Genomic DNA, 19098 nt, shown 5'->3' on the forward strand with positions numbered 1-19098 from the left:
TCCGGTGTCACACCCGAAAGAAGATCACACCCTATCCGACAAGGATCAGCCGGGGCACCTAACAAAGCCCTACTACGACAACGCCACGGAACTACTGGGACTGATTTCCGCCATCACCCTCCGACCGGGCCAGCGCCTCGTCCTGGACCTGGGCGGCATGGAATTCTGCGACTCCAGCGGCCTCAGCGCCCTCATCGCCGCCCACAACCACGCCCACGCCGCCCAAGCGGACTTCGCACTCGCATCCGTACCCGCGCACACCCTGCGCACCCTGCGCATCGTGGGCCTCGACCAGCTCTTTCCCATCTGCCCCGACAGCGACGCCGCCCCCCTTCCTGAGGACGTGGTGTGCTCACCGCGCAGTGACGCAACCACATGGCCGTGATTGCGCGCCCACCTCTGTGTGCCGCGTATGTGACGGACCGCTTCACCACTCGTCCGTGCCGAGGATTCCACCCGTACCGCTTCATGCCGACAGGGTGCTTTACGTGTCTGCGGGAGCCGGAAACAGTGCCACGCACCGGGCTCCGTGAAACCCTACGCGCGGCCGGGGGACTGCGGTGGCCACCGCAGGTGTGGAGCCGCCGTTGGTGTGGCGCTGTCCAAAACGGCTGCCGTACCAGTCCAGCACCAGGGTGGTGGCATCGTCCGGCGGATGCCCCCGCAGGCGTCGTGGACCGCCGTGGTCAGGGCCGGCGATCCCTCTCCCGCCACCACGGCCGCCGTGAGCACATGAGCGACATCATCCAGGCTGTCGCCGGACTGCTCTTCCAGCAGCAGGCCGCCACGATGGCGGGCGGTACGCGAACGTGAACACCGGGCCAGTTCACCCCCCGCGACGTGCCAACGCCAACCACGCACGAGCTCGTTGGCGAGCGAGGAACGGGATCCCCTTCGGTCTCACGCCCGTTCACGGTGGCCACCGCCATGGTGCGGACGTGGATGCTTCCGACGTCCCTCGGGCTCAGCCGACCAGGCGGGAACGGTCGGCTGTGCTGTGGGGCGGACCGAGGTGTTCGAGCAAGAGCCCTTCCCGGGTGGACCACGGGCAGATCTCGACGCTCCCGGCCCCGCAGGCTTCCATGAGGGCCTGTGCGATCAGGGCTCCGGCCAGGGACTGTTCGGCGCGGTGCCGGGAGATGCCCGGCAGCTTGGCACGGCGGGACGGTCCCGCGTCGGCCAGCAGGGAGACCGACGTGCGCAGTTGGGGTAGCGCCAGCCGCCGTCCGGATCGCGGTTTCTTGCCCTGGGCGGCGGCAAGCCGGGCGAGTTGTTCGAAGGTCTTGGAGCAGGCCAGCACCCGCCCATCCGGTTCGGCCTGCGGCAGACCACCGGGCACGGCTTCCAGGGACCGATGAAGGTACTTCCGGATCTCGGCCAGGCGGCGTCGGGACGGCGCGGTGCCGCCGGGAAGCCAGTCCCGGGTGATCCTGCGAGCACCCAGCGGCAGCGAGTGGACGACGCGGGGCTGGTCTCCGGTACCGGAGGCGATCTCTACGGTGCCGCCGCCGATGTCCAGGACCAGCAACTGCCCGGCCGTCGGGCCTGCCCACTGGCGGGCGGCCACGTAGGCCAGCCGCGCCTCCTCGACGCCGCTCAGCACGCGCAGGCGGGTGCCGGTGGTGCGTGCCACCCGCGCGATGATCTCGTCGCGGTTGGGCGCGTCCCGGATGACGGAGGTCGCGAACGCGAACACTTCTTCCGGTCCGCCCGGACGCGGGTCGGCGGCGACGGCCTCGGCCACTGCCCGCTCGACGCTCTTCATGCCGGCCTTGTCCAGCCGCCCCTTGCGGTCGAGGGTCTCGTGCAGTCTCAACCGCACCTTGCGGGAGAACACCGGCTCCAACACCGTCCCCGGGCGCCGACGCACCACCGTCAGCAGCGCACTGTGGCATCCGACATCGAGTACACCGGCCTGCCGCATCCCATCGCCTCCCCCTGGCTCCACACTCGACCGGGCCGGCTCCTTCTCCGCTCCTCCGGCAGCCCGGACGACGACGTCACGGGGGTTCCGGCCCACCGCGTGAGCATATCGTCACCACTCGTGCACCCTCCGCCCCGGCCCGCAGCGGTAGAACCGTGGACGATCTCACGCCGACTGCGCACGGAGGTCCCGGATCCCCGAACCGTACGGTTTCGCCCTGTGGGGCTCGTAGAGTCATCGCTGCGGCTCAAGCCGGGTGTCGCCCCCTGCGCGGTGGGGTGGGCGGTGGTGCCGGTGCTGTGGAGCCGGCGGGTGCCGTGTCCCGGCGCAGCGGGACCGCAGGCACGGACAGGAGCGCCCGGGTGGCCCGGTACCGCAGCGAGATGCTCACCGGTGCGGCATCCCAGCCACCGGCGAGGGGGCGGGCACGCGAGCTGCCACCTGCAGCGATGACTTTGGGAGCCCCACAGGGGTGTTCCTGACGATTCTGCACGCCAAGGCTGAAAGCGCCGGACGGGAAGTCATCGCCGTGGACCCCCGCGACACCTCCCGGCGGTGCCCCGAATGCGGGCACACCGCCAAGGAGAACCGGCCCACGCAGGAGAAGTTCCACTGCGTCTCGTGCGGCCACAGCGCGCACTCGGACACGGTGGGCGCCCTGAACGTCCTACGGGCCGGGCTGGTCCGTCGCGAAGCCCAACCGGCATAGCGAGAAGCCACCCCGTTTACGGGGTGGAGGAGTCACCACCTCAGCACGCCGACCGATCCTGGGCGAAGTTCTTCAAGCCCCGGGCCACGGGCATCCTCGCCGTCGACGAGTACGCCCACCACCACAACGAACATCGACCTCACCGATCACTCGGGCAGCGATGCCCCGATGATGTCGGCGCGCCCGAGCCGCCCGCCGTCGATGGCCCATCGCGTGTCCTCCGGCAGGGCCGCCTCGGCGGCCTCATCCACGAATACGCGCAGGTCGCGCAGGGTGACGGGGTTGTCGGCACGCACAGGCGCCGCGGACGACACGAGCGAACCCCTCCCGGCACGATCAACTCCAAGATCGCCCCGGTCCGGTCAGCCGACGTGACCGCGCCGTCCAGCACGCCGGCGGTGCGGCGTGGTCACGGGAACGGCAGGGTCTGCGCGAGGACGGTGACCACGATCAGGACCACGGGGAAGCAGGCGAGGAACATCGCGAACGTGTACCCCATGATGTCCCGGGCCTTGAGGCCCAGCACCGCCAGCGTCGGGAGCATCCAGAACGGCTGCAGCAGGTTCGCCGACGCCTCACCGAGGTCGTAGACGACCACCATCCACCCCTGGTTGACGTGCAGCTGGTTCGCCGCCTCCATCACGTAGGGAGCCTCGATGACCCACTTGCTGCCACCGCTGGGAACGAAGACGCCCAGTACCGCCGAGTAGACCGCGATGAGCGGCGGGAAGAGCAGCTCGTTGGAGACGCTCACCATCCAGCCGGCGATCTGCTTGGACAGGCCGGTGAACGCGATCATGCCGAAGATGCCGCCGTAGAAGGGGAACTGCAGCAGGACCCCGGACGCCGCGGGGGCCCCCCGCCGAACCGCCTCGACCATGCGGACCGGGCGCCAGTGGAGGCAGAGGGCCAGCAGGATCAGCACGAGGTTGACCGTGTTGAGGTCGATCGCCGCAACCGGGTTCCCCTCGACGCTCGTGAAGTGGCGCACCAGGTACCACAGACCCAGGATCCCGACCAGGACGGTGAGCAGCGGGCTGCGCTCCAGCCAGTCGCCGGGACGCGACCCGGTGGAGCCGGAGGCCGCGTCCTCCTTCCCGTCCTTCTCCGCCAGAAGCGGACGCAGCTCGATCCCCATCTCCTGGGCTGTCTTGGCGCGCGCGGGCGAGGGGGCGAGGTACCAGGCCATGACGACCGCCACCACGAAGACGACGAAGGTCGCCAGCACGCTCTGCCAGGTGAAGATCGTTTCGGTGAGCGGGATGATCCCCTCGCCGTCCCGCCCCTCGGCGATGATCTCCTGCACGGCTTCCGGGCTGGAGGCCGGGCTGGCCACCTGCAGTGCCGCGGAACCCGACAGCCCCTGGGCCCACACCGTACCGAGTCCGAGGAACGCCATCGCGCCGAGCGCCCGGTAGTCGACGCCACGGACGACACGGGCGATCTCCTTCGCCAGGATGGCGGTGAAGATCAGGCTGAACGCCCAGTTGAGATAGGAGCTGATCATCGCCACCGCGGCAGTGAACGCGATCGCCGCGCGCGGCGACTTGGGGATCTGCGCCATGCGGGCGATCAGCCGGGCGACCGGAGCGGACACGGCGACCGCGTACCCGCCAATGATGATCATCGCCATCTGCAGGGTGAACTGGATCAGCGACCAGAAGCCCTCACCCCACGCGTCCACGAGGGTGGTGGGGCTCTCCCCCGTCGCGAGTCCCAGAGCGAAGATCAGGAACGTGCCGACGAGGACGAATCCGAAGGCGTCCGGAAGCCATCGCTCGGTGAAGGCGGTGAACCGCAACGCAACCCGCGCCAGCCAGGTGTCACCCTCAAGCACCTCGGCGTCCCGCTCGGTGTGGACGTCCCCGACCATGGTTCGTCTCGCTTCCTCTTCGGACGGCTGTTCACCGTGCGCACGAACAGCGTCGCCTGACGGTTGAACTGTGACTCGGGCGGAGATCTTCGCGGGTGGGAAGCCGAAAAGGGAAGGGGGTGCCCGCGATTCGTTGCACCTGGATCACACAGTAGGAGGGAACGCGGCGGAGAGGTGGTGGCGCAAGCCACTTCGCCCGTCGGCTTCATGGGCCTGATAGACATGGCAGCCCGAGGGGACGTCGTGTAGGGACCTCCTCGTGTGGGCGGTGCCGGTGCACCCACGAACGCGGTAGCCCTCACGTGACCGGTGCGGAAGAGACAACAACGAACAATGTTCGCGCAGGTCTTGACCGACTGCCGGTGCGGGCCACGCTGTTGCGGGACATGACGTTGGTGACACAGGCCAGTGCCGGGGAGAACGAGGCGCCTCGACACCGCGCCGAGATGCACCGCCGCTTCGAGACCTGGCACCAGGTCACCGGCAGCACCGGTCTGCCCGCCGAGGCCTGGCACGGCCCCGGCACCCGACCCCACCGCACCCTGGCACGCCATCAGCCGGATACATCATGGGTGACTTGACAACGCCGCGCCGGCGCAACGCCAACGCCCGCCACTTCGACCTGCTCGCCGCCCAACGCCGCGAACGTGCCCGCGTCCGCGTCCGCGTCCGCAGCGAGAAGGGCATCCGCTGGGGCGGACGCCCCCTTTCAGCCTGACCAACCCGGCGCTCTGTGGCCACTCGCCTTCGCAGTAACCGCTCAGCTGTCTGGGCCTATTGCCGCGCGGTCCGCCTGTTGCGACTCCACCGCCCTCCCCGGCACCAGGACGGCAAGGGTGCTGCGCGCTTCACGCCGCAGCGTGCGGCGCCGAGCAAAGGTCGCAGTCAGAGCGAGGATCGAGACCGTGCCCCCGTAGAACACGGCAGCAATGGTGGAGAGGAGCCCGACCGTCATCGGGCACGCACCTTTCTTCCCCCGTTCGGCCAGCCCGGCTCACAGCCCGGGGCGGGCGTTGATGCGTTTCCTCCCCACCATACGTGCACCGTCAACTCCCCCTGCGTCCAGACGCATCGCTGTCCGGGAGCCGCCTATGGCTACGGCCGCGTGCCGATTCTCGCCGAGGGGCGCGTCAGGCGAACGCCCCTCGGCGGCGTCGGCGGCGAATCGTCAGAGCTGGCCGGACTCGGCGATGGTGATCTTCGCGGAGGTACGGCCGCTGGAGGAGCCGAGGGCCTCGATCTTCTTGACGAGGTCCATGCTCTCGGTGTCGGCGACCTCGCCGAACACCACGTGCTTGCCGTCCAGCCAGTTCGTCACGATGGTCGTGATGAAGAACTGCGAGCCGTTGCTGTTCGGGCCCGCGTTGGCCATGGACAGCAGGCCCGGCCGGTCGTGCTTGAGGGTGAAGTTCTCGTCGGCGAACTTCTCGCCGTAGATGCTCTTGCCGCCGGTGCCGTTGCCCCGGGTGAAGTCGCCGCCCTGGAGCATGAAGTCGGGGATGACACGGTGGAACGACGAGCCCGCGTAGCCGAAGCCCTTCTCGCCGGTCGCGAGCGCACGGAAGTTCTCCGCCGTCTTGGGAACCACGTCGTCGAACAGGGTGAAGACGATCCGCCCGGCGGGCTCGTCGTTGATGGTGATATCGAAGTAAACCTTGGTCGTCATGCCCCCATCCTGACATTGCGCCGGGTGCCGCTCGACTCCCACCCTGCCGTCGACCGGGCCCGTCGGGGCTCTGTCGCTGATCATGTGATGCGGAAGAGATGCAGTTGCCCCGCAGACCGAGAGGTGTGAGAGGGCGTTCAGCGGCAGCTGCATTCCCGGATGTCGGGATTTCGGTGGCCCGCTGCCGCCCGGGGAGTGGGGATGGTGCGCCACCAGCGCGGTGCCGGCCCGCGGGCTCAGGCGAGGGCGGCGGCCAGCAGGGTGAAGGCGGCGATGATGACGGCGACGCGGACGTAGTGGAAGCGGTCCCAGCGGTTCTTCTGCTCCTTCCAGTCCTCGGGCCGGTTCTCGGGGGTCCACGTCTTGCCCCGGTTGTTGATCGGGACGAGCAGCAGGAGCGACATGATCACGCTCAAGATCAGCAGCGCGGCGGCGATGACGACCAGGCCGGCGCCGGGGCGGTGCCATCCGGCGACGGCCCAGACCGCGACGAGGACGAGCGAGCCGATGTACCAGACCGGCATCACGGCGCCGAGCATCCGGGCCCCGTGGGCGCGGCCGAGCACGCCGCTGTCCTCGGGGAGTCCGTTGAGGATCGGGTTGATGACGAAGGCGACGGAGAACTCCACCCCCACCATCAGGCCGACGACCACGGTGGTGAACACCTCGAGCGCGTTGAGCATGACGCCCCTTCCAGAGATCTAGCACTGCTAGCTGATAAGGCAACGCTAGTACTGCTGCCGCTCGATTGTCTAGCAGTGCTAGGATCGAATCATGTCGGTACAGGAACGCAAGGAGCGCGAACGGGCGGGCCGCGAGCGCCTCATCGTGGCGACGGCCCGCGAACTCGCCGAGCAGCAGGGCTGGGACGCGGTCACCACCCGCCGGCTCGCCGAGCGCATCGAATACAGCCAGCCCGTCCTCTACAGCCATTTCCGAGGCAAGCGCGAGATCATCGGCGCCGTCGCCCTCGAGGGTGCCGCCGAGATGGCCGCGGCGCTGCGGGCCGCGGCCTCCGCCGCGGACGGCCCCCGCGCCCGGGTCACCGCCCTCGCCCGCGCCTACCTCGACTTCGCCGAACGCAACCCGGCGGTCTACGACGCCATGTTCCAGCTCGACGGCGGCCTGGCGTTCGCACACGAGGACACCCCCGAGCCGCTGAAGGACGCCTTCGCCGCCCTGCTGGAGAACCTCGGCGAGGTCGCCGGGGACGGCGTCCACCCGGCACTGTTCACCGAGACGTTCTGGGCGGCCCTGCACGGGCTGGCCACCCTGACCCGGGCGCGACGGCTGCCGCCGGAGGACACCGAGCGCAGGGTGGAGCTGCTGGTGGACCGGCTCGCCATGGTCTGACACACCGTCCCGGCGGGCACGCAGCCGGGTCCTCGGGCCAGCTGCCTGCCTGCGGCATCACTTCCGGTCACTCGCGCCCACACGACGCAGCCACAGATCGCCGGGCCCCGTACTCCCGAAGGGGCACCCGCCCCGGAAGCTGCGGTGCTCATTGCTCACGACCCGATACGCGCCCTAGCCGTACGGGTTGAGTGCCCAGAAGCGGACGGTGTCGCTGCGACGGTCGAACCACAGTTTGGTGGAGTAGCCGCTGCCGTCGCGGTCGAGCTCGTGCGACCGGATCCACTGGGGGTGCTCCGGCCCCTCGCCCTTGAGCGGCTTCTCGAACCATGAGGAGAAGTCATCGGCCGGCCCCTCGGAGACGAAGGCATGGGCCGCCGTCAGCTCGGCAAGTTTTTCCGGTGTCAGCCGGGCGAAGCCCGAGATCACCAGCTCCGGCGACGGTATGCCCCGATCGTTGTCCCGGCTGCTCACCCACTTGGCGTCGGTGAGCGGGCCCAGCAGCGGGAACGCCCGCTCCAGCGGTGCGGTGTCGGTGTGCCAGTCCCCCTTGGCCCCGTTCGCCACCTGACGCAGGGTCCACCAGGCGGGTAGGACCGCCAGCCCCGCCCCGATCCCGATCAGCTTCCGTCGCTCCAACGAGATCCCCCCATGCCTGACTTCGGGGGCACCTTATCTGGCTCGAGCACCTCCCCGGACCGCCTATTGATCACAACCAAATACGCGCCCTGAGTGGGCCGAGTCGGCGATGACCTCCCGTGCCTGGTGATCACGTCTCGTGACAGCCGCGGAAAGGGTCAGCGGCCCTCCGGCGAATTGCGGACCTTGCCCAGGCCATCGCAACCACTATGGAGGAGTACGCCAAGGCGGGGTTGCCCGCGTCGGCCGTCGCCCAGGTGACCGCCTCACTGGTGGAGGAGCGACGCCAGCTCGCCGACCTGCGCGACGAGGCCACCGCGTGGCTTGAGGAGACCGAGGCCGCCGAGCGCCGAGCCAAAAACCTTGCCGCCCTGGCCGCCGTGGCGCGCGAGCGGCCGGCCGACATGACCCCGGCCGAGCAGGCCGAGGTGTTGGCCCTGCTCGACGTGCGGGTCACCATCACGGGTGAGATCCCGAAGCCGCGTCTTGGTATGGCGTGCTCGATGCGCGACTGGTTCACCGCCAATGACCGGCTGGTGCCGGACGAGCTGACCGACGCGGCCACGGCACCCGGAGAAACAGGTGTCCCTGGACCTCTTCCGCCGGCTCCACCGCTGCAACACCGTCCGATGCCACTCCCGCCTCGGACACCGCAGCCCCCTCGCCTACGAACAAACACTCCGAACAACATCAACTACGCTGGCCGAAGCCGCATGACCCGTGTTCAGGATCAGGGTCAAGCCCCGTTCGGTTTGCTGAATACGTCTGTGCCGCTGTGTCGTGCCTGGCAGGCTGTGCCTGGTGAGGGGTGACTGGGCGGGGAAGTTCCGTCAGGAGCAGCAGATACTGGCACGGGTGCAGCGGGCCGCCTGGCGGCTGGAACAGACCGCGAAGGAACGGGGCCGGGCGCCTGCCCCGGCGCGGGCCACCACGCCATGAGCACACCCCCGCTCTCCGCACCCGGGGCGCCTTCCTGGCCGTACTGCGCACACGGCGCAGACCCGGCAGCCGACCCCGTCGGCTGCCGCGGCGTCCACGTCCCCGGCCACACCGCCTGCCTGGCCCACCTGGCCGCCGCCGACCGCGACGCCTACCTGGCCGCCCTGTCCCCCGGCGCCGACATCGACCACCGCGGCACCCTCTTCACCGAAGACCTGTTGAACCGGCTGCTCGCCGCGCTCACGGACTCCACCACGGGCAGGCCCCGGATCGGCAACGCCTGGCTCAGCGAAGCGGAGTTCAGCGGTGACGCTCGTTTCGACAAGGTGCAGGTCGGTGGTGAAGCCTGGTTCACCGAGGCGGAGATCGGCGGCGAGGTCCGGTTCGACGAGGCGGAGATCGGTGGCGACGTCCGGTTCGGCGGAGCGCAGATCGGTGGCGACGCCCGGTTCACCGGAGCGCAGATCGGTGACGATGCCTGGTTCGACGTGGCGGAGATCGGCGGCGAGGTCCGGTTCGACGAGGCGAAGGTCGGCGGCGGCGCCCTGTTCGGCTGGGTGGAGGTCGGTGGCGACGCCCGGTTCAGCGAGGCGGAGATCGGTGGCGAGGTCACTTTCGGTCAGGCGGAGATCGGCGGCCTCGTCGCTTTCGGCATGGCGCGGATCGGCGGCGACGTCTGGTTCAGCGAGGCACAGGTTCACGGCAACGTCGGCTTCGGCCAGGCACAGATCGGCGGCGACGCCTGGTTTCCCAAAGTGCAGACCGGAGGTATCTCGTTCCCCCGGACGCAGATTCGCGGCGAGGCCCGGTTCGAAGGGGCGCAGATCCGCGGCGACGCTCGTTTCGATGAGGTGCGGATAGGCGGCACCACCCGATTCGATCAGGTGCGGATCGACGGCGCCCTCTCGTTCCACCGGGCGGTGCTCGAACGCGCAGCCGTGGTGGGACCACTGATGTGCGGCGGTGTGCTGGAGCTGTCGGAGGCGGTGTTCGAGCGGGCTGTGGCGATCGAGGCGGCAGCGGCAGCCGTGCACTGCAGGCGGACGCGGTGGGCCTCCACCGCAGCGCTGCGGCTGCGGCATGCCGAGGTGGATCTCAGCGACGCGGTCGTGGAATACCCGGTCAGTGTCTCCGCTCATGCCCGGCCCTTCACCGCGGGCAACGAGGAGCCGGCCGAGCCCGGTCTGACCGATCCCCGCGTGCGGGTGATGTCGCTGCGGGGCGTGGACGCGGCCCATTTGGTGCTCACCGACGTCGACCTCACCGACTGCCGGTTCGCCGGCACCATCCACCTCGACCAACTGCGCTTGGAGGGGCGCTGCCGCCTGGCCACCGCCCCTGCCGGGCTGCGCCGACGCGGGATATGGCCGGTGCGCTGGACTCCGCGCCAGACGCTGGCCGAAGAACAGCACTGGCGGGCCACCCGGAGACCCGCAGACGGCTGGACGCCCGCGCCGCAAGAGGAGGAGGCGCTGGAGCCGGTCGCGCTGGAGCCGGTGTACCGGCAGCTGCGCAAGGCGTTCGAGGACGGCAAGAACGAGCCGGGGGCGGCGGACTTCTACTACGGCGAGATGGAGATGCGCCGCCACGACCGCACCGGCACCACCCGCGCCGAACGCGGACTGCTGCACGGCTACTGGCTGCTGTCCGGCTACGGCCTGCGCGCCTCCCGGGCCCTGGGCTGGCTGGCGTCCGCCATGCTCCTGACCATCGTGCTGCTGATGGGTTTCGGGCTCCCGGAGGAGGACCCGAAGCAGGAGGCGACCGGTACCGTGCCGCTCGGCGGCGGCACGGTCACCTTCGAGATCGACAAGACCGACCCGCAGAACCCCACCGGGGACCGGTTCACCGGAAGGCGCTTCGAGAAGGCCCTGAACGTCACGCTCAACTCGGTGGTGTTCCGCTCCAGCGGACAGGATCTGACCACCGCCGGCACCTACATCGAGATGACCTCCCGCCTTGTGGAGCCCGCCCTCCTCGCCCTCGCCGTTCTCGCCGTCCGCGGACGCGTCAAACGCTGACCGTCCGCCACCGGGCGTTCGGCAAAGCGAGCACCCGGCCGCCGCCCACCGCGCCGGCACTTGTCATGTGACAGCAAAGATCGATCTTTGCCATCGAAGTTTGATCGGCACGGAGTGCTGATGCCGCAGGGGAACCGTCGGTCCTCCCGGGCCGCCTCACATTCTTGGGGACGTGCCATGACTCGATCCTCTCAAATGATCGAGTCCCTACCGGCCCCGGAACGGTTCAAAGCCTCGGCAGGGGGTGCCGGCCTCCTGATCCGCCTCGGCGGCCCGGCATTCGGGAGTCGGCTTCTGCGATTTTCTCCGCTTCAGCGCGGGAACGATGCTGACCCACGCCCCAACGGACGCCGGATCAGGTTCCCTTCCGGGCGGAGTCCCTGTCCCGGCGACCGGACCGCGCCGGTGCGCAGCGTGTCTCACCGGCCCCTGGTCGCGGTGGCGAGCAAGGAGGCGGCAGGGCCGACGAGCTTGCGCCCCGCCGGCCACACCGCGCGCAGCATCCGGCGCAGGTCCAGCCCTGCCACCGCCACCTCGCTCAGTCTGCCCTCGGCGAGGTCCGCGGCCACGGCGAGCTCGCTCATCACAGCGGGACCGGTACCGGCGATCACCGCGCCCCGGACCGCGGCCGCCGACCCGAGTTCGACCAACGGCATGACCTCGCCCGCCCCGGCACGGCGAAGCGCGCGTTCCAGGGTCTCCCTGGTGCCCGATCCACGTTCCCTGACCACCAATGGCACGGTCACCAGCTCCGCCGTGCTCAGTGAACGCCGTATGCGTGCCCACGGATGAGCCGGGGCGACCACGACCAGCAGCCGGTCCGCCGCAACCCTGCGGGTGGACAACCCGGCAGGCGCGGTCGGCGACTCGACGAACCCGACATCGATCTCTCCGTCACGCACCAGCTCTCCCACCCGCTCCGAGTTGGTCACCTGCAGGCCGACGTAGAGCTCCGGCTCGGACCGGCGCAGTTCGCCGATCCACATCGGCACCAGGTGCTCGGCGATGGTCATGCTCGCGCCCACCCGCAGCTTGGCGTCGCGCTCGCTGCGCAGGGCCTCGGCCCCGGTCAGCAAGCCGTCCAGCTCCTCGAGCACCCGCTGTGCCCACCCCCACACGACCCGGCCCGCCGGGGTGAGTGAGGAACCACGCCGGGTCCGGTCGACAAGGGTGAGGCCGAGCCGCCGCTCCAACGTGGACAGACGCTTGCTCGCCGAGGGCTGGGCTATCCCCAGCTCGGCCGCCGCCTTGCCCAGACTGCCCCGCTCACCGATCAGCACGAGCAGCCGCAAGGACTCCAGATCGGGTACCGCACTCATAGCCACAGGGTATGACGTCATGCCGAGTACGCGGCTACCGCCGATCCGGAGCATCGCCGACGGTGGGGATCATGACGAACCCCGGCGGGACGACCGCGACCTCACCGGCATCTGCCGCACACAGACTGCTCCCCGGGCTGACCTGCGCTGTCGCGGGTACCGGCGCGGCATACGCGGTCACCTTGCTCCTGCCCGGGCTCAGTGCGCTGACCGCGGCTGTCGTACTCGGCGCCGGTGTCGGAAACCTCCCGGTGCTGCCCGCCGCGATGCGTCCCGGCCTGCAGTGGGCCACCCGCGGGCTGCTGCGCGCAGGCGTGGTGCTGCTCGGCCTGCAACTGGCCGTCGATCACGTGCTCGACCTGGGCACAGGCACCGTGCTCGCGGTCGCGCTCACCGTGGCGATCAGCTTCCTCGGCACGCTCGGCCTCGGCAGGCTGCTCGGTGTGTCGCGCGGCCTTGCGGTGTTGGTGGCCACCGGGTTCTCCATATGCGGGGCCTCGGCGATCGCGGCGATGGAGAGTGTGGTGCGCCGTGAGGACGAAGACGTCGCCACGGCGATCGCACTCGTGACCGTGTACGGCGGACTGGCGATCGTGGCCGTGCCGCTGTGCGGGCCGCTCCTCGGGCTGACCGGCGTGGAACAGGGCGCGTGGGCGGGGCTGTCCGTCCACGAGGTCGCCCAGGTCGTCGCGGCCGCATCACCGGCAGGAGCCGCGGCGGTGGCCACCGCCGCGGTGGTGAAGCTCAGCCGGGTGGTGATGCTCGCTCCCATGGTGGCCGGGGTGAGCCTGGCGGAACGGCGCAACGCGCCGCCCCGGCGGGACCGGCGCCCGCCCCTGGTCCCGCTGTTCGTGCTGGGCTTCCTGGCCATGGTCGCGGTGCGTACGCTGGGCGTGCTGCCCGAACCGGTGCTCGACGCATCGCGAACCGTCACCACACTGCTGCTGGCGGGCGCACTGTTCGGCCTGGGGTGCTCGGTTCGGATCGGCGCCCTGCTGCGCACCGGACCCCGGGCGCTGCTGCTCGGCCTGCTGTCCACCCTGCTCGTGGGACTCACCGCATTCGCGACGCTGCGACTGCTCGGCTAGAAACCCATGCCGGTCGGCTATGACAGCAGAGCCGGAAGACCCGCGAGCCACCTCCACTCCGGCCTCGGCGGGCATCCGGGAAGGCCGGTGCCGAGCAGATGCGACATCCATGGCCCATACGCACACATGGGCCCGGGTACGACGCGTGGTATCGACGGCGCGGCCTCCAGCCACGCCCTCTGAGATGGGCGGGGTCGACCAGCCCCTGTACGACCAGGAGCTCGTCCTCGGCTCCGATGAGCCGGGCTGGGCCGGACCGGCTGTGACAGCCAGGCCGCAAAGCCATCGGCCCCCTGCTCGCCATCGCCCCGAGAGCACCAGCACAGCGGCCTCACCCCCGCCGGAACCCGACGCAGTGACCCTGGTGACGGGCGAACACGCCCTGGTGGTCAGCGCGCTCGCCGACGACTACGTCACGCTGCGGCAGCGCCTGGACGCATCACTCACGGCGCTGGAAACCTTCCTCACAGGAGAGTCGGAGGCGCTCGCAGGACCCTTGCGGGTGGGAGTCTGAGCGGACCACGCTCCGCCCGTGCACCGTTTGACGCCGCTGTCCTCTCGCAATGTATCGACTCGCCCGTGGCGGACCGGGCCGGCCGGCCGCCGGCGCAGCACCGCGCTCTGCCGGCGCAGGACGAGAAGCTCGGCGTCTTTCGCCGCATCCCCGCAAAGCAGCAACGACGGCGGGGAGGGCAACCTCCGGGTCACCCTGCACAACAGGGACACAATCACCCGGACATGCTCCCGGCTGACGAACCATCACCGCTGCCACCTGCGACGACGACTTTTCGAGCGGCACAGCGGTGAAGAAGAACTTCCCCGCCTCGCCACCGGCCGCTGCTCCTGACGGTCGTTCCCGGACCAGAGATCAACGGCTCGGAAGCCCTGCACGCGTACGCGTGCCCTGGGCCCGGGAGTTCACGGCGCGTGGCTCGTGATCATGAACCGGTGAACAGGACGAGGATCGGTCGAGGCACCCGACGGTACTCGGGGCGGCACGGCCGGGCCCGGCACGCTCGCGTGCCGGGCCCGTGGTGTCAACGGTTCATGGCCGCCCAGAACTCCTCGAAGGACATCTGGCCGTCGCCGTTGGTGTCGAGCAGATCGATCAGTTCCTGGGCCTCCGACCCGGTGATTTCGGAGCCCTCCAGCTCCGCCACGACCTTCCGGTACTCGTCTGCGGTGACCAGGCCGTCCCCGTCCACGTCGTAGCGGTCGAAGACCTTCCGCGCCGCCGTCTCCACGATGTCCGCCATGTGCTCCGTCTTTCTGCGATCTTCGCTGACGGGCCCACACTATCCGTCCGTCCGGGAGCAACGCGGGCGCCTGCCCCAGCCCGCCTGGACGCCCTCCCGTGGGCCGCGTACATCGTGGCGAGGGCCACGCCCCGACCGGGCGCTGGTCTTCCTCGAGCACGGCACGCGCCGTCCGCACATCGCTGGTCCGACCGCGCCCCCGACCGGGCAGTGGACCGGGCGACAAGCCTGCGACCTCGCCGTCGAGCCGGGCCTGCGCCTGGAGTCACTTCGCTTCCTGGTCCGCGACCGGAACGCGCAGGACACCGGCTCCTTCGACGCGGTCTTCGCAGCCGACGGCATCAAGGCCGGGTGGACCGCGCCGCGGGCTCCTCGGATGAACGCCCACGGCGAACGGGACATCAAAACCCTGCGGCGCGAGGTCCTGGACCACCTGCCGATCCGGCACGAGACGCACGCCCGGCAGGTCCTGGCCGCCTGCGCCCGTCCCTGCAGCCGGCATCGCCCACACCAGGCTCGAGGACGGCTTCCGCCTCCTGCTCAGGAGCATTCGGCTCCGGTGACCGGCCTGATCGCGCACCGGCTTTGACGCCTCCGAGTACTCGGCGGCGTCATCAATGAGTATCGTCTCCGCGACATGACCAGCAGCGACGAGTTTCCGAACGACACAGGTTCGCTGGCAGAAGCCGAGAGGTCGCGGATGAGCGCTGTCACGCCCGGGTCACGGAGCCGTGACACCCCAGGAGAAAGATTTACGCAAACGCCCTGAAAAGCAGAGACAGGGCTCTCCCTGGACCGCGCCGCGGGATGAGCGGGCGTGACCGGGGTGGGCAGGCCGTGGACCAGAGACGACGGGTCACGCGTGGAGCGCGAGCCGGGGTCACCGGCCCGGAGTCGGTGGCCGGCAGGCGGGCCCGTGGGGTCTGGGGGCCGCCGGCCCGCCGGCGGTGCCCGCCGTGGACGGGGGCCACGGCCGAAACCGTGGGCCACCGCCACGGCACGGACCGGTCCGGCTCGAATCTTCGCCACCCGTACCGGAGAAGGCCGTCCGGCATCGCGGCGGTCAGCCGGGTCCACGGACCGCTCCCGTCCCCACGGGCGAATTCAGGGTCCTCGTCTCTGCGACATGCCACGGAGGTCGCGATGGCTGCGCACGAGCCGTTCCCCGGAGCGGCGTTCTTCAAGCCGGGGCAGAGAAGCCCGATCATCACCGCGATGGGGAAACGCCTCGTCGCGGAGGGATGCGGGCGGTACCAGGCGGGACCCGGACCCGAGTGGACCGAGGCGGACCGCCAGTCCTACGCGGCCTGGCAGCGCAAGCTGAAGTTCTCGGACGACGCGGCGGACGGCATCCCCGGCCGACAGTCCTGGGACCGGCTCCAGGTGCCCGCAGTCGGCGATGGGGCCGGTGACGGCCGGATCTCCTCGCCGGTGCCCGGGCACACCGTGACCACGCCCTATCGCAAGAAGGGTCCGAAGTCGCAGTGGAGCCTGGGCTACCACACGGGGGCGGACTACGCCGCCCCGGAGGGCACGAAGTGCCTCGCGGTCCGCAACGGGTCCATCACCCGCGCAGGGAAGGAGGAGGCCTTCGGTGACTTCCTCGTCCTGCGTGCCGGCGGCTTCGACTACTTCTACTGCCATCTGTCCGAGCAGCTGATCACCAGTGGTCCCGTGCGGGCCGGGCAGACGATCGCTCGCGTTGGTGAGACCGGCAACGCCAAAGGTCCGCACCTGCACTTCGAAAAGCGCCCCCGGGGCGGGGGCTTCGGGTCCGACGTGCCGCCCAACTGGTAGGGAAGATCTCCAGTCCCGCTTCCTCCGGTAACGGCCCGGGGCGGCGTCGTTCAGCGGCTCTGTCCGAATCGAGGCTCTGCCTCACATGCGGCGGTAGCGGTGAGTACCGGTGGTTTGTTAAATCAGGGAGTAGAGGTTGAGGGCCTGTCCGGTGGTGGCCGCGTCGATCAGGGCCTGGAGCCCGGACGGCGGGGGCGCGTTGGACCAGGCCCGCCACCAGCGTTGCAGCGCGACCGCGGGGGTCAGCCAGCTGCGGACGGCGCGAATCGCCTTGGGCCAGCACGGTGGTGGGGGTGGAGCTGCCCGTGCGGGCCCCCCTCTCTCCGGCAGTGGTGCCCTCCGCCGACGTGTTCTCAGGTTCCCGGTCGGGGGACCACGCCTCCCAGCAGAAGGTGAACGCGCAGGTGACCAGGGTCTGGTGACTGGGGGTCCCCCCGGCCGAAGGCTGGGGGAGGATCGCGGTGTCGGAGCGGACCTGGAAGTCGGCCCACCCCAGTTCGTCCTTGACCTGCTGGTAGCCCTGCTCGATCCAGTTCCGGATGCCGTAGATCCGCACGACCTCGGCCAGGCCGGCGGGCGGATAGGGGGACTCGACGGCGCGCGGGCCGCCGGGCCGGGGCAGGTCGGTGGCCAGATACCAGGTGGCCTTCTCCGGCAGGGTGGCCGGATCGGTGGTGGCCACCACCAGCCGCGTCAGGCCGTCCGGCCCCCAAAACCCCAGCGTGGCGTCGGTGGCCCACCAGGTGGCGCTGTGCCCGTCGCGGAAGGTCCGCACGACCGGCGTCCACGCGCCGGGCTCCTCGGGGCCGCCCCAGGCCGGCTCGCGGGCGGCGTCCACCGGAGTGCGGGCCTGGTCGCCGTAGGCCCACACGCCGCGGCGGCGTTTGATGGCCATCACGAACGGCACCTTGGCGGCGTGCAGTTCGCACCGGAAGTCGTCCAGATCTCCGTAGGCGCCGTCGGCCACCGCGGCGCGGAAGGGGAATCCGGCAGCCCGGGCCCGGCCGGCCAGCTCCGCGGCGATCCGCCACTTGGTACGGAAGGCCGGGTCGCTTCGGCCACCGGCGAAGTGGCGGGCCGGGGTATAGGGCACGGCGTGCAGCGGGTAGTAGAGGCGTTCGTCGGCCCACAGCGTGGTCACGGTGACCACGGCGTTGTCGGTCTTGCCGTACCGGCCCAGCCACTGCCGCCCGACGTGCGCGGTCGTGGTGCCGTCCTTGCGGTCCCCGGAGTCGTCGATCACCAACACCCCGCCCGCGTGCGGGGCGGTCGCCGCATCGGCCCGCAGCAGCTCCAGGCGCCGGGCGTCGACCCGCTCGGGGTCCCACGTGGATTCGGACAGGAAGAACTGCAGCCGCTGCACCGCCGGATGCTGAGCCCCGGCCACCGGCTCGGCCCCGGCCAGGGCCGTGAGCGTCTTGTTCCGGTCCCGCGGCAGCAGCAGCCCGGTCAGGTACTCCCGGAAACCCCGCCGCTGGGCGAGCGACGAGAAGAGATCATCGAATTGGGCCGCATAGTCCTCCAGCGGGCCCGGGGCCGGCGGACACGGACGCCTCGCGGTCGCCATCAGGACCACCTCCGAGCAGGGAAAACCCCTCCCCACCGGCCTACTGCACCCTCCGCCCAGAGGCAACAAATCACCAGTACTGAGGCTTTCGGTTCAGGGTGCCGGTTGTCTCTGACGGGTGTAGGCCGGTGGCATGAGGTATCCCGACAGTGGCGGCCAGACGCCGGCCGAGCGGGCCCGGCGGGAGCGGGTGCGGTTCGAGGCCGCCAAGATGTTCGAGCAGGGAATCCGGCCGCCGGAGGTGGCCGAGCGGCTGCGCATCTCGCGGAAGTCGGCCTACGCCTGGCACCGGCGGTGGGCCTCCGGCGGCACCGAGGCGCTGCGGTCCAAGGGGCCCAGCGGCCGGCCGAGCCGGATCAGGCCCGAGTGGCGGGCCTGGCTGGAGACGGAGCTGGAGCGGGGGCCGGCCGCGCACGGCTGGACGGAGGACCAGCGGTGGACCCTGGCCAGGATCTCCACCGTCCTCGCCCGGCACTTCCACGTCTCGCCCAGCGTGCCGCAGATGTGGCGGATCCTGCACCAGATGGGCTGGACGGCACAGATCCCGCAGCACCGGGCCGCCGAACGCGACGACGAGGCGGCGGCCACCTGGATCAAGAAGACCTGGCCGCGCGTGAAAAGACCGTGAGGGAGAAGGGCGCCTGGCTCGTCTTCGCCGACGAGGCGGGACAGAGCCAGCGGCCGCCCCGGGCCACGACCTGGTCCCCACGGGGCATCACCCCGACGGTCCGGGTGAATGCGGGCTCCGGCCGGATCTCCCTGGCCGGCGCCGTGTGCTGCCGGCCGGGTGAGCGCACCCGACGGCCGGGGCGCCCTCGCGAGGCCGCCTCACCTGAACGGGATCGCCCGGAGCGCGACGGCCGGTACCGGCGGCTAGGGCCTGTTCGGGATCGTGATCATGTGGCGGGGGCAAGGCTGCGCAGCCAGATGATGGCGCCGCGCAGCTG

20 protein-coding genes and 4 pseudogenes are annotated in these 19098 nt (G+C 70.5%); 14 read left to right on the forward strand and 10 right to left on the reverse strand.

The window, feature by feature from the left end; translation table 11 throughout:
* Positions 1-4: 4 nt before the first annotated feature.
* Together JL475_RS34670 and JL475_RS34675 are read left to right on the forward strand one after the other, a co-directional pair.
* Positions 5-385 (forward strand): STAS domain-containing protein, encoded by a 381-nt coding sequence (locus JL475_RS34670; protein ID WP_202282204.1) that lies wholly within the window; start codon positions 5-7, stop codon positions 383-385.
* Between the two features lie 287 nt (positions 386-672).
* The gene (locus tag JL475_RS34675) at positions 673-813 is read left to right on the forward strand and encodes a hypothetical protein (protein ID WP_237409124.1); all 141 of its coding nucleotides are present in this window, start codon (positions 673-675) and stop codon (positions 811-813) included.
* Between the two features lie 151 nt (positions 814-964).
* Here JL475_RS34675 and JL475_RS34680 read toward each other — a convergent pair whose 3' ends face one another.
* The gene (locus JL475_RS34680; protein WP_202282187.1) at positions 965-1924 is read right to left on the reverse strand and encodes a Ppx/GppA phosphatase family protein; all 960 of its coding nucleotides are present in this window, start codon (positions 1922-1924) and stop codon (positions 965-967) included.
* A 469-nt stretch (positions 1925-2393) separates the two neighbouring features.
* Between JL475_RS34680 and JL475_RS34685 the strand changes: the two are divergent.
* A pseudogene (locus tag JL475_RS34685) lies at positions 2394-2633 on the forward strand (zinc ribbon domain-containing protein); the annotation flags it as partial.
* A gap of 146 nt (positions 2634-2779) precedes the next feature.
* On the opposite strand, the gene JL475_RS34690 reads toward JL475_RS34685, so the two are convergent.
* A complete protein-coding gene (locus tag JL475_RS34690; RefSeq protein ID WP_202282188.1) occupies positions 2780-2947 on the reverse strand; it encodes a hypothetical protein in 168 nt (55 codons plus the stop codon).
* A gap of 95 nt (positions 2948-3042) precedes the next feature.
* Complete coding sequence (locus JL475_RS34695) at positions 3043-4506, reverse strand: short-chain fatty acid transporter (RefSeq protein WP_202282189.1); 1464 nt, start codon at positions 4504-4506, stop codon at positions 3043-3045.
* A 386-nt stretch (positions 4507-4892) separates the two neighbouring features.
* On the opposite strand from JL475_RS34695, the gene JL475_RS34700 reads away from it, so the two are divergent.
* A complete protein-coding gene (locus JL475_RS34700; protein ID WP_202282190.1) occupies positions 4893-5087 on the forward strand; it encodes a hypothetical protein in 195 nt (64 codons plus the stop codon).
* A gap of 8 nt (positions 5088-5095) precedes the next feature.
* A pseudogene (locus JL475_RS34705) lies at positions 5096-5224 on the forward strand (integrase); the annotation flags it as partial.
* Positions 5225-5266: 42 nt separating this feature from the next.
* Here the strand turns inward: JL475_RS34705 and JL475_RS34710 are convergent.
* The 3 genes from JL475_RS34710 to JL475_RS34720 form a co-directional block, all read right to left on the reverse strand.
* Positions 5267-5461, reverse strand: a complete 195-nt coding sequence (locus JL475_RS34710; RefSeq protein ID WP_202282191.1) for a hypothetical protein — start codon at positions 5459-5461, stop codon at positions 5267-5269.
* A gap of 213 nt (positions 5462-5674) precedes the next feature.
* The gene (locus tag JL475_RS34715; RefSeq protein WP_202282192.1) at positions 5675-6172 is read right to left on the reverse strand and encodes a peptidylprolyl isomerase; all 498 of its coding nucleotides are present in this window, start codon (positions 6170-6172) and stop codon (positions 5675-5677) included.
* A gap of 236 nt (positions 6173-6408) precedes the next feature.
* Complete coding sequence (locus JL475_RS34720) at positions 6409-6855, reverse strand: DUF1772 domain-containing protein (protein WP_202282193.1); 447 nt, start codon at positions 6853-6855, stop codon at positions 6409-6411.
* Positions 6856-6946: 91 nt separating this feature from the next.
* On the opposite strand from JL475_RS34720, the gene JL475_RS34725 reads away from it, so the two are divergent.
* A complete protein-coding gene (locus tag JL475_RS34725; RefSeq protein WP_202282194.1) occupies positions 6947-7525 on the forward strand; it encodes a TetR/AcrR family transcriptional regulator in 579 nt (192 codons plus the stop codon).
* A 174-nt stretch (positions 7526-7699) separates the two neighbouring features.
* On the opposite strand, the gene JL475_RS34730 is transcribed toward JL475_RS34725, so the two are convergent.
* Positions 7700-8164, reverse strand: coding sequence for a hypothetical protein (locus JL475_RS34730; protein WP_237409126.1), 465 nt, complete (start codon positions 8162-8164; stop codon positions 7700-7702).
* A 209-nt stretch (positions 8165-8373) separates the two neighbouring features.
* Here JL475_RS34730 and JL475_RS34735 point away from each other — a divergent pair, with 209 nt between their 5' ends.
* Both JL475_RS34735 and JL475_RS34740 read left to right on the forward strand, forming a co-directional pair.
* Positions 8374-8976: a hypothetical protein gene (locus JL475_RS34735; protein WP_202282195.1), complete on the forward strand. Its 603-nt coding sequence runs from the start codon at positions 8374-8376 to the stop codon at positions 8974-8976.
* 123 nt (positions 8977-9099) lie between these two features.
* On the forward strand, positions 9100-11124 hold the full coding sequence (locus JL475_RS34740) for a pentapeptide repeat-containing protein (RefSeq protein ID WP_202282196.1): 2025 nt from the start codon (positions 9100-9102) through the stop codon (positions 11122-11124).
* A gap of 419 nt (positions 11125-11543) precedes the next feature.
* On the opposite strand, the gene JL475_RS34745 is transcribed toward JL475_RS34740, so the two are convergent.
* Positions 11544-12443 carry a LysR substrate-binding domain-containing protein gene (locus JL475_RS34745; protein WP_202282197.1) on the reverse strand — a complete coding sequence of 300 codons (900 nt, stop codon included), beginning with the start codon at positions 12441-12443 and terminating at the stop codon, positions 11544-11546.
* A gap of 71 nt (positions 12444-12514) precedes the next feature.
* On the opposite strand from JL475_RS34745, the gene JL475_RS34750 reads away from it, so the two are divergent.
* Positions 12515-13531 carry a YeiH family protein gene (locus tag JL475_RS34750; RefSeq protein WP_202282198.1) on the forward strand — a complete coding sequence of 339 codons (1017 nt, stop codon included), beginning with the start codon at positions 12515-12517 and terminating at the stop codon, positions 13529-13531.
* A gap of 364 nt (positions 13532-13895) precedes the next feature.
* Positions 13896-14045: a hypothetical protein gene (locus JL475_RS34755; protein WP_202282199.1), complete on the forward strand. Its 150-nt coding sequence runs from the start codon at positions 13896-13898 to the stop codon at positions 14043-14045.
* Between the two features lie 523 nt (positions 14046-14568).
* Here JL475_RS34755 and JL475_RS34760 read toward each other — a convergent pair.
* Positions 14569-14787 (reverse strand): EF-hand domain-containing protein, encoded by a 219-nt coding sequence (locus JL475_RS34760; protein ID WP_202282200.1) that lies wholly within the window; start codon positions 14785-14787, stop codon positions 14569-14571.
* Between JL475_RS34760 and JL475_RS34765 the strand changes: the two genes are divergently transcribed.
* From JL475_RS34765 to JL475_RS41795, 3 genes and pseudogenes are all read left to right on the forward strand, one after another.
* Positions 14786-15376 carry a transposase gene (locus JL475_RS34765; RefSeq protein ID WP_237409128.1) on the forward strand — a complete coding sequence of 197 codons (591 nt, stop codon included), beginning with the start codon at positions 14786-14788 and terminating at the stop codon, positions 15374-15376. The two genes, JL475_RS34760 and JL475_RS34765, sit on opposite strands and share 2 nt — an antisense overlap.
* Positions 15377-15939: 563 nt before the next feature.
* Positions 15940-16182: pseudogene (locus JL475_RS40690) on the forward strand (peptidoglycan-binding protein); the annotation flags it as partial.
* Between the two features lie 162 nt (positions 16183-16344).
* A pseudogene (locus tag JL475_RS41795) lies at positions 16345-16485 on the forward strand (M23 family peptidase); the annotation flags it as partial.
* Here JL475_RS41795 and JL475_RS34775 read toward each other — a convergent pair.
* Positions 16448-18151: an IS701 family transposase gene (locus JL475_RS34775; RefSeq protein WP_368860252.1), complete on the reverse strand. Its 1704-nt coding sequence runs from the start codon at positions 18149-18151 to the stop codon at positions 16448-16450. The pseudogene JL475_RS41795 and the gene JL475_RS34775 sit on opposite strands and share 38 nt — an antisense overlap.
* Before the next feature lie 133 nt (positions 18152-18284).
* Between JL475_RS34775 and JL475_RS34780 the strand changes: the two genes are divergently transcribed.
* Complete coding sequence (locus tag JL475_RS34780) at positions 18285-18779, forward strand: winged helix-turn-helix domain-containing protein (RefSeq protein ID WP_202282203.1); 495 nt, start codon at positions 18285-18287, stop codon at positions 18777-18779.
* Positions 18780-19098: the final 319 nt, after the last annotated feature.

Origin of the sequence: Streptomyces sp. M2CJ-2 (genome assembly GCF_016757295.1) — a bacterium.
GTDB lineage: Bacteria > Actinomycetota > Actinomycetes > Streptomycetales > Streptomycetaceae > Streptomyces.

Coding starts and splice junctions, on each gene's coding strand:
- JL475_RS34680 (WP_202282187.1), bottom strand. CDS start 1,924: ATGCGGCAGGCCGGTGTACTCGATGTCGGATGCCACAGTGCGCTGCTG.
- JL475_RS34695 (WP_202282189.1), bottom strand. CDS start 4,506: ATGGTCGGGGACGTCCACACCGAGCGGGACGCCGAGGTGCTTGAGGGT.
- JL475_RS34700 (WP_202282190.1), top strand. CDS start 4,893: ATGACGTTGGTGACACAGGCCAGTGCCGGGGAGAACGAGGCGCCTCGA.
- JL475_RS34710 (WP_202282191.1), bottom strand. CDS start 5,461: ATGACGGTCGGGCTCCTCTCCACCATTGCTGCCGTGTTCTACGGGGGC.
- JL475_RS34715 (WP_202282192.1), bottom strand. CDS start 6,172: ATGACGACCAAGGTTTACTTCGATATCACCATCAACGACGAGCCCGCC.
- JL475_RS34720 (WP_202282193.1), bottom strand. CDS start 6,855: ATGCTCAACGCGCTCGAGGTGTTCACCACCGTGGTCGTCGGCCTGATG.
- JL475_RS34725 (WP_202282194.1), top strand. CDS start 6,947: ATGTCGGTACAGGAACGCAAGGAGCGCGAACGGGCGGGCCGCGAGCGC.
- JL475_RS34735 (WP_202282195.1), top strand. CDS start 8,374: ATGGAGGAGTACGCCAAGGCGGGGTTGCCCGCGTCGGCCGTCGCCCAG.
- JL475_RS34740 (WP_202282196.1), top strand. CDS start 9,100: ATGAGCACACCCCCGCTCTCCGCACCCGGGGCGCCTTCCTGGCCGTAC.
- JL475_RS34745 (WP_202282197.1), bottom strand. CDS start 12,443: ATGAGTGCGGTACCCGATCTGGAGTCCTTGCGGCTGCTCGTGCTGATC.
- JL475_RS34750 (WP_202282198.1), top strand. CDS start 12,515: ATGACGAACCCCGGCGGGACGACCGCGACCTCACCGGCATCTGCCGCA.
- JL475_RS34765 (WP_237409128.1), top strand. CDS start 14,786: ATGTGCTCCGTCTTTCTGCGATCTTCGCTGACGGGCCCACACTATCCG.
- JL475_RS34760 (WP_202282200.1), bottom strand. CDS start 14,787: ATGGCGGACATCGTGGAGACGGCGGCGCGGAAGGTCTTCGACCGCTAC.
- JL475_RS34775 (WP_368860252.1), bottom strand. CDS start 18,151: ATGGCGACCGCGAGGCGTCCGTGTCCGCCGGCCCCGGGCCCGCTGGAG.
- JL475_RS34780 (WP_202282203.1), top strand. CDS start 18,285: ATGAGGTATCCCGACAGTGGCGGCCAGACGCCGGCCGAGCGGGCCCGG.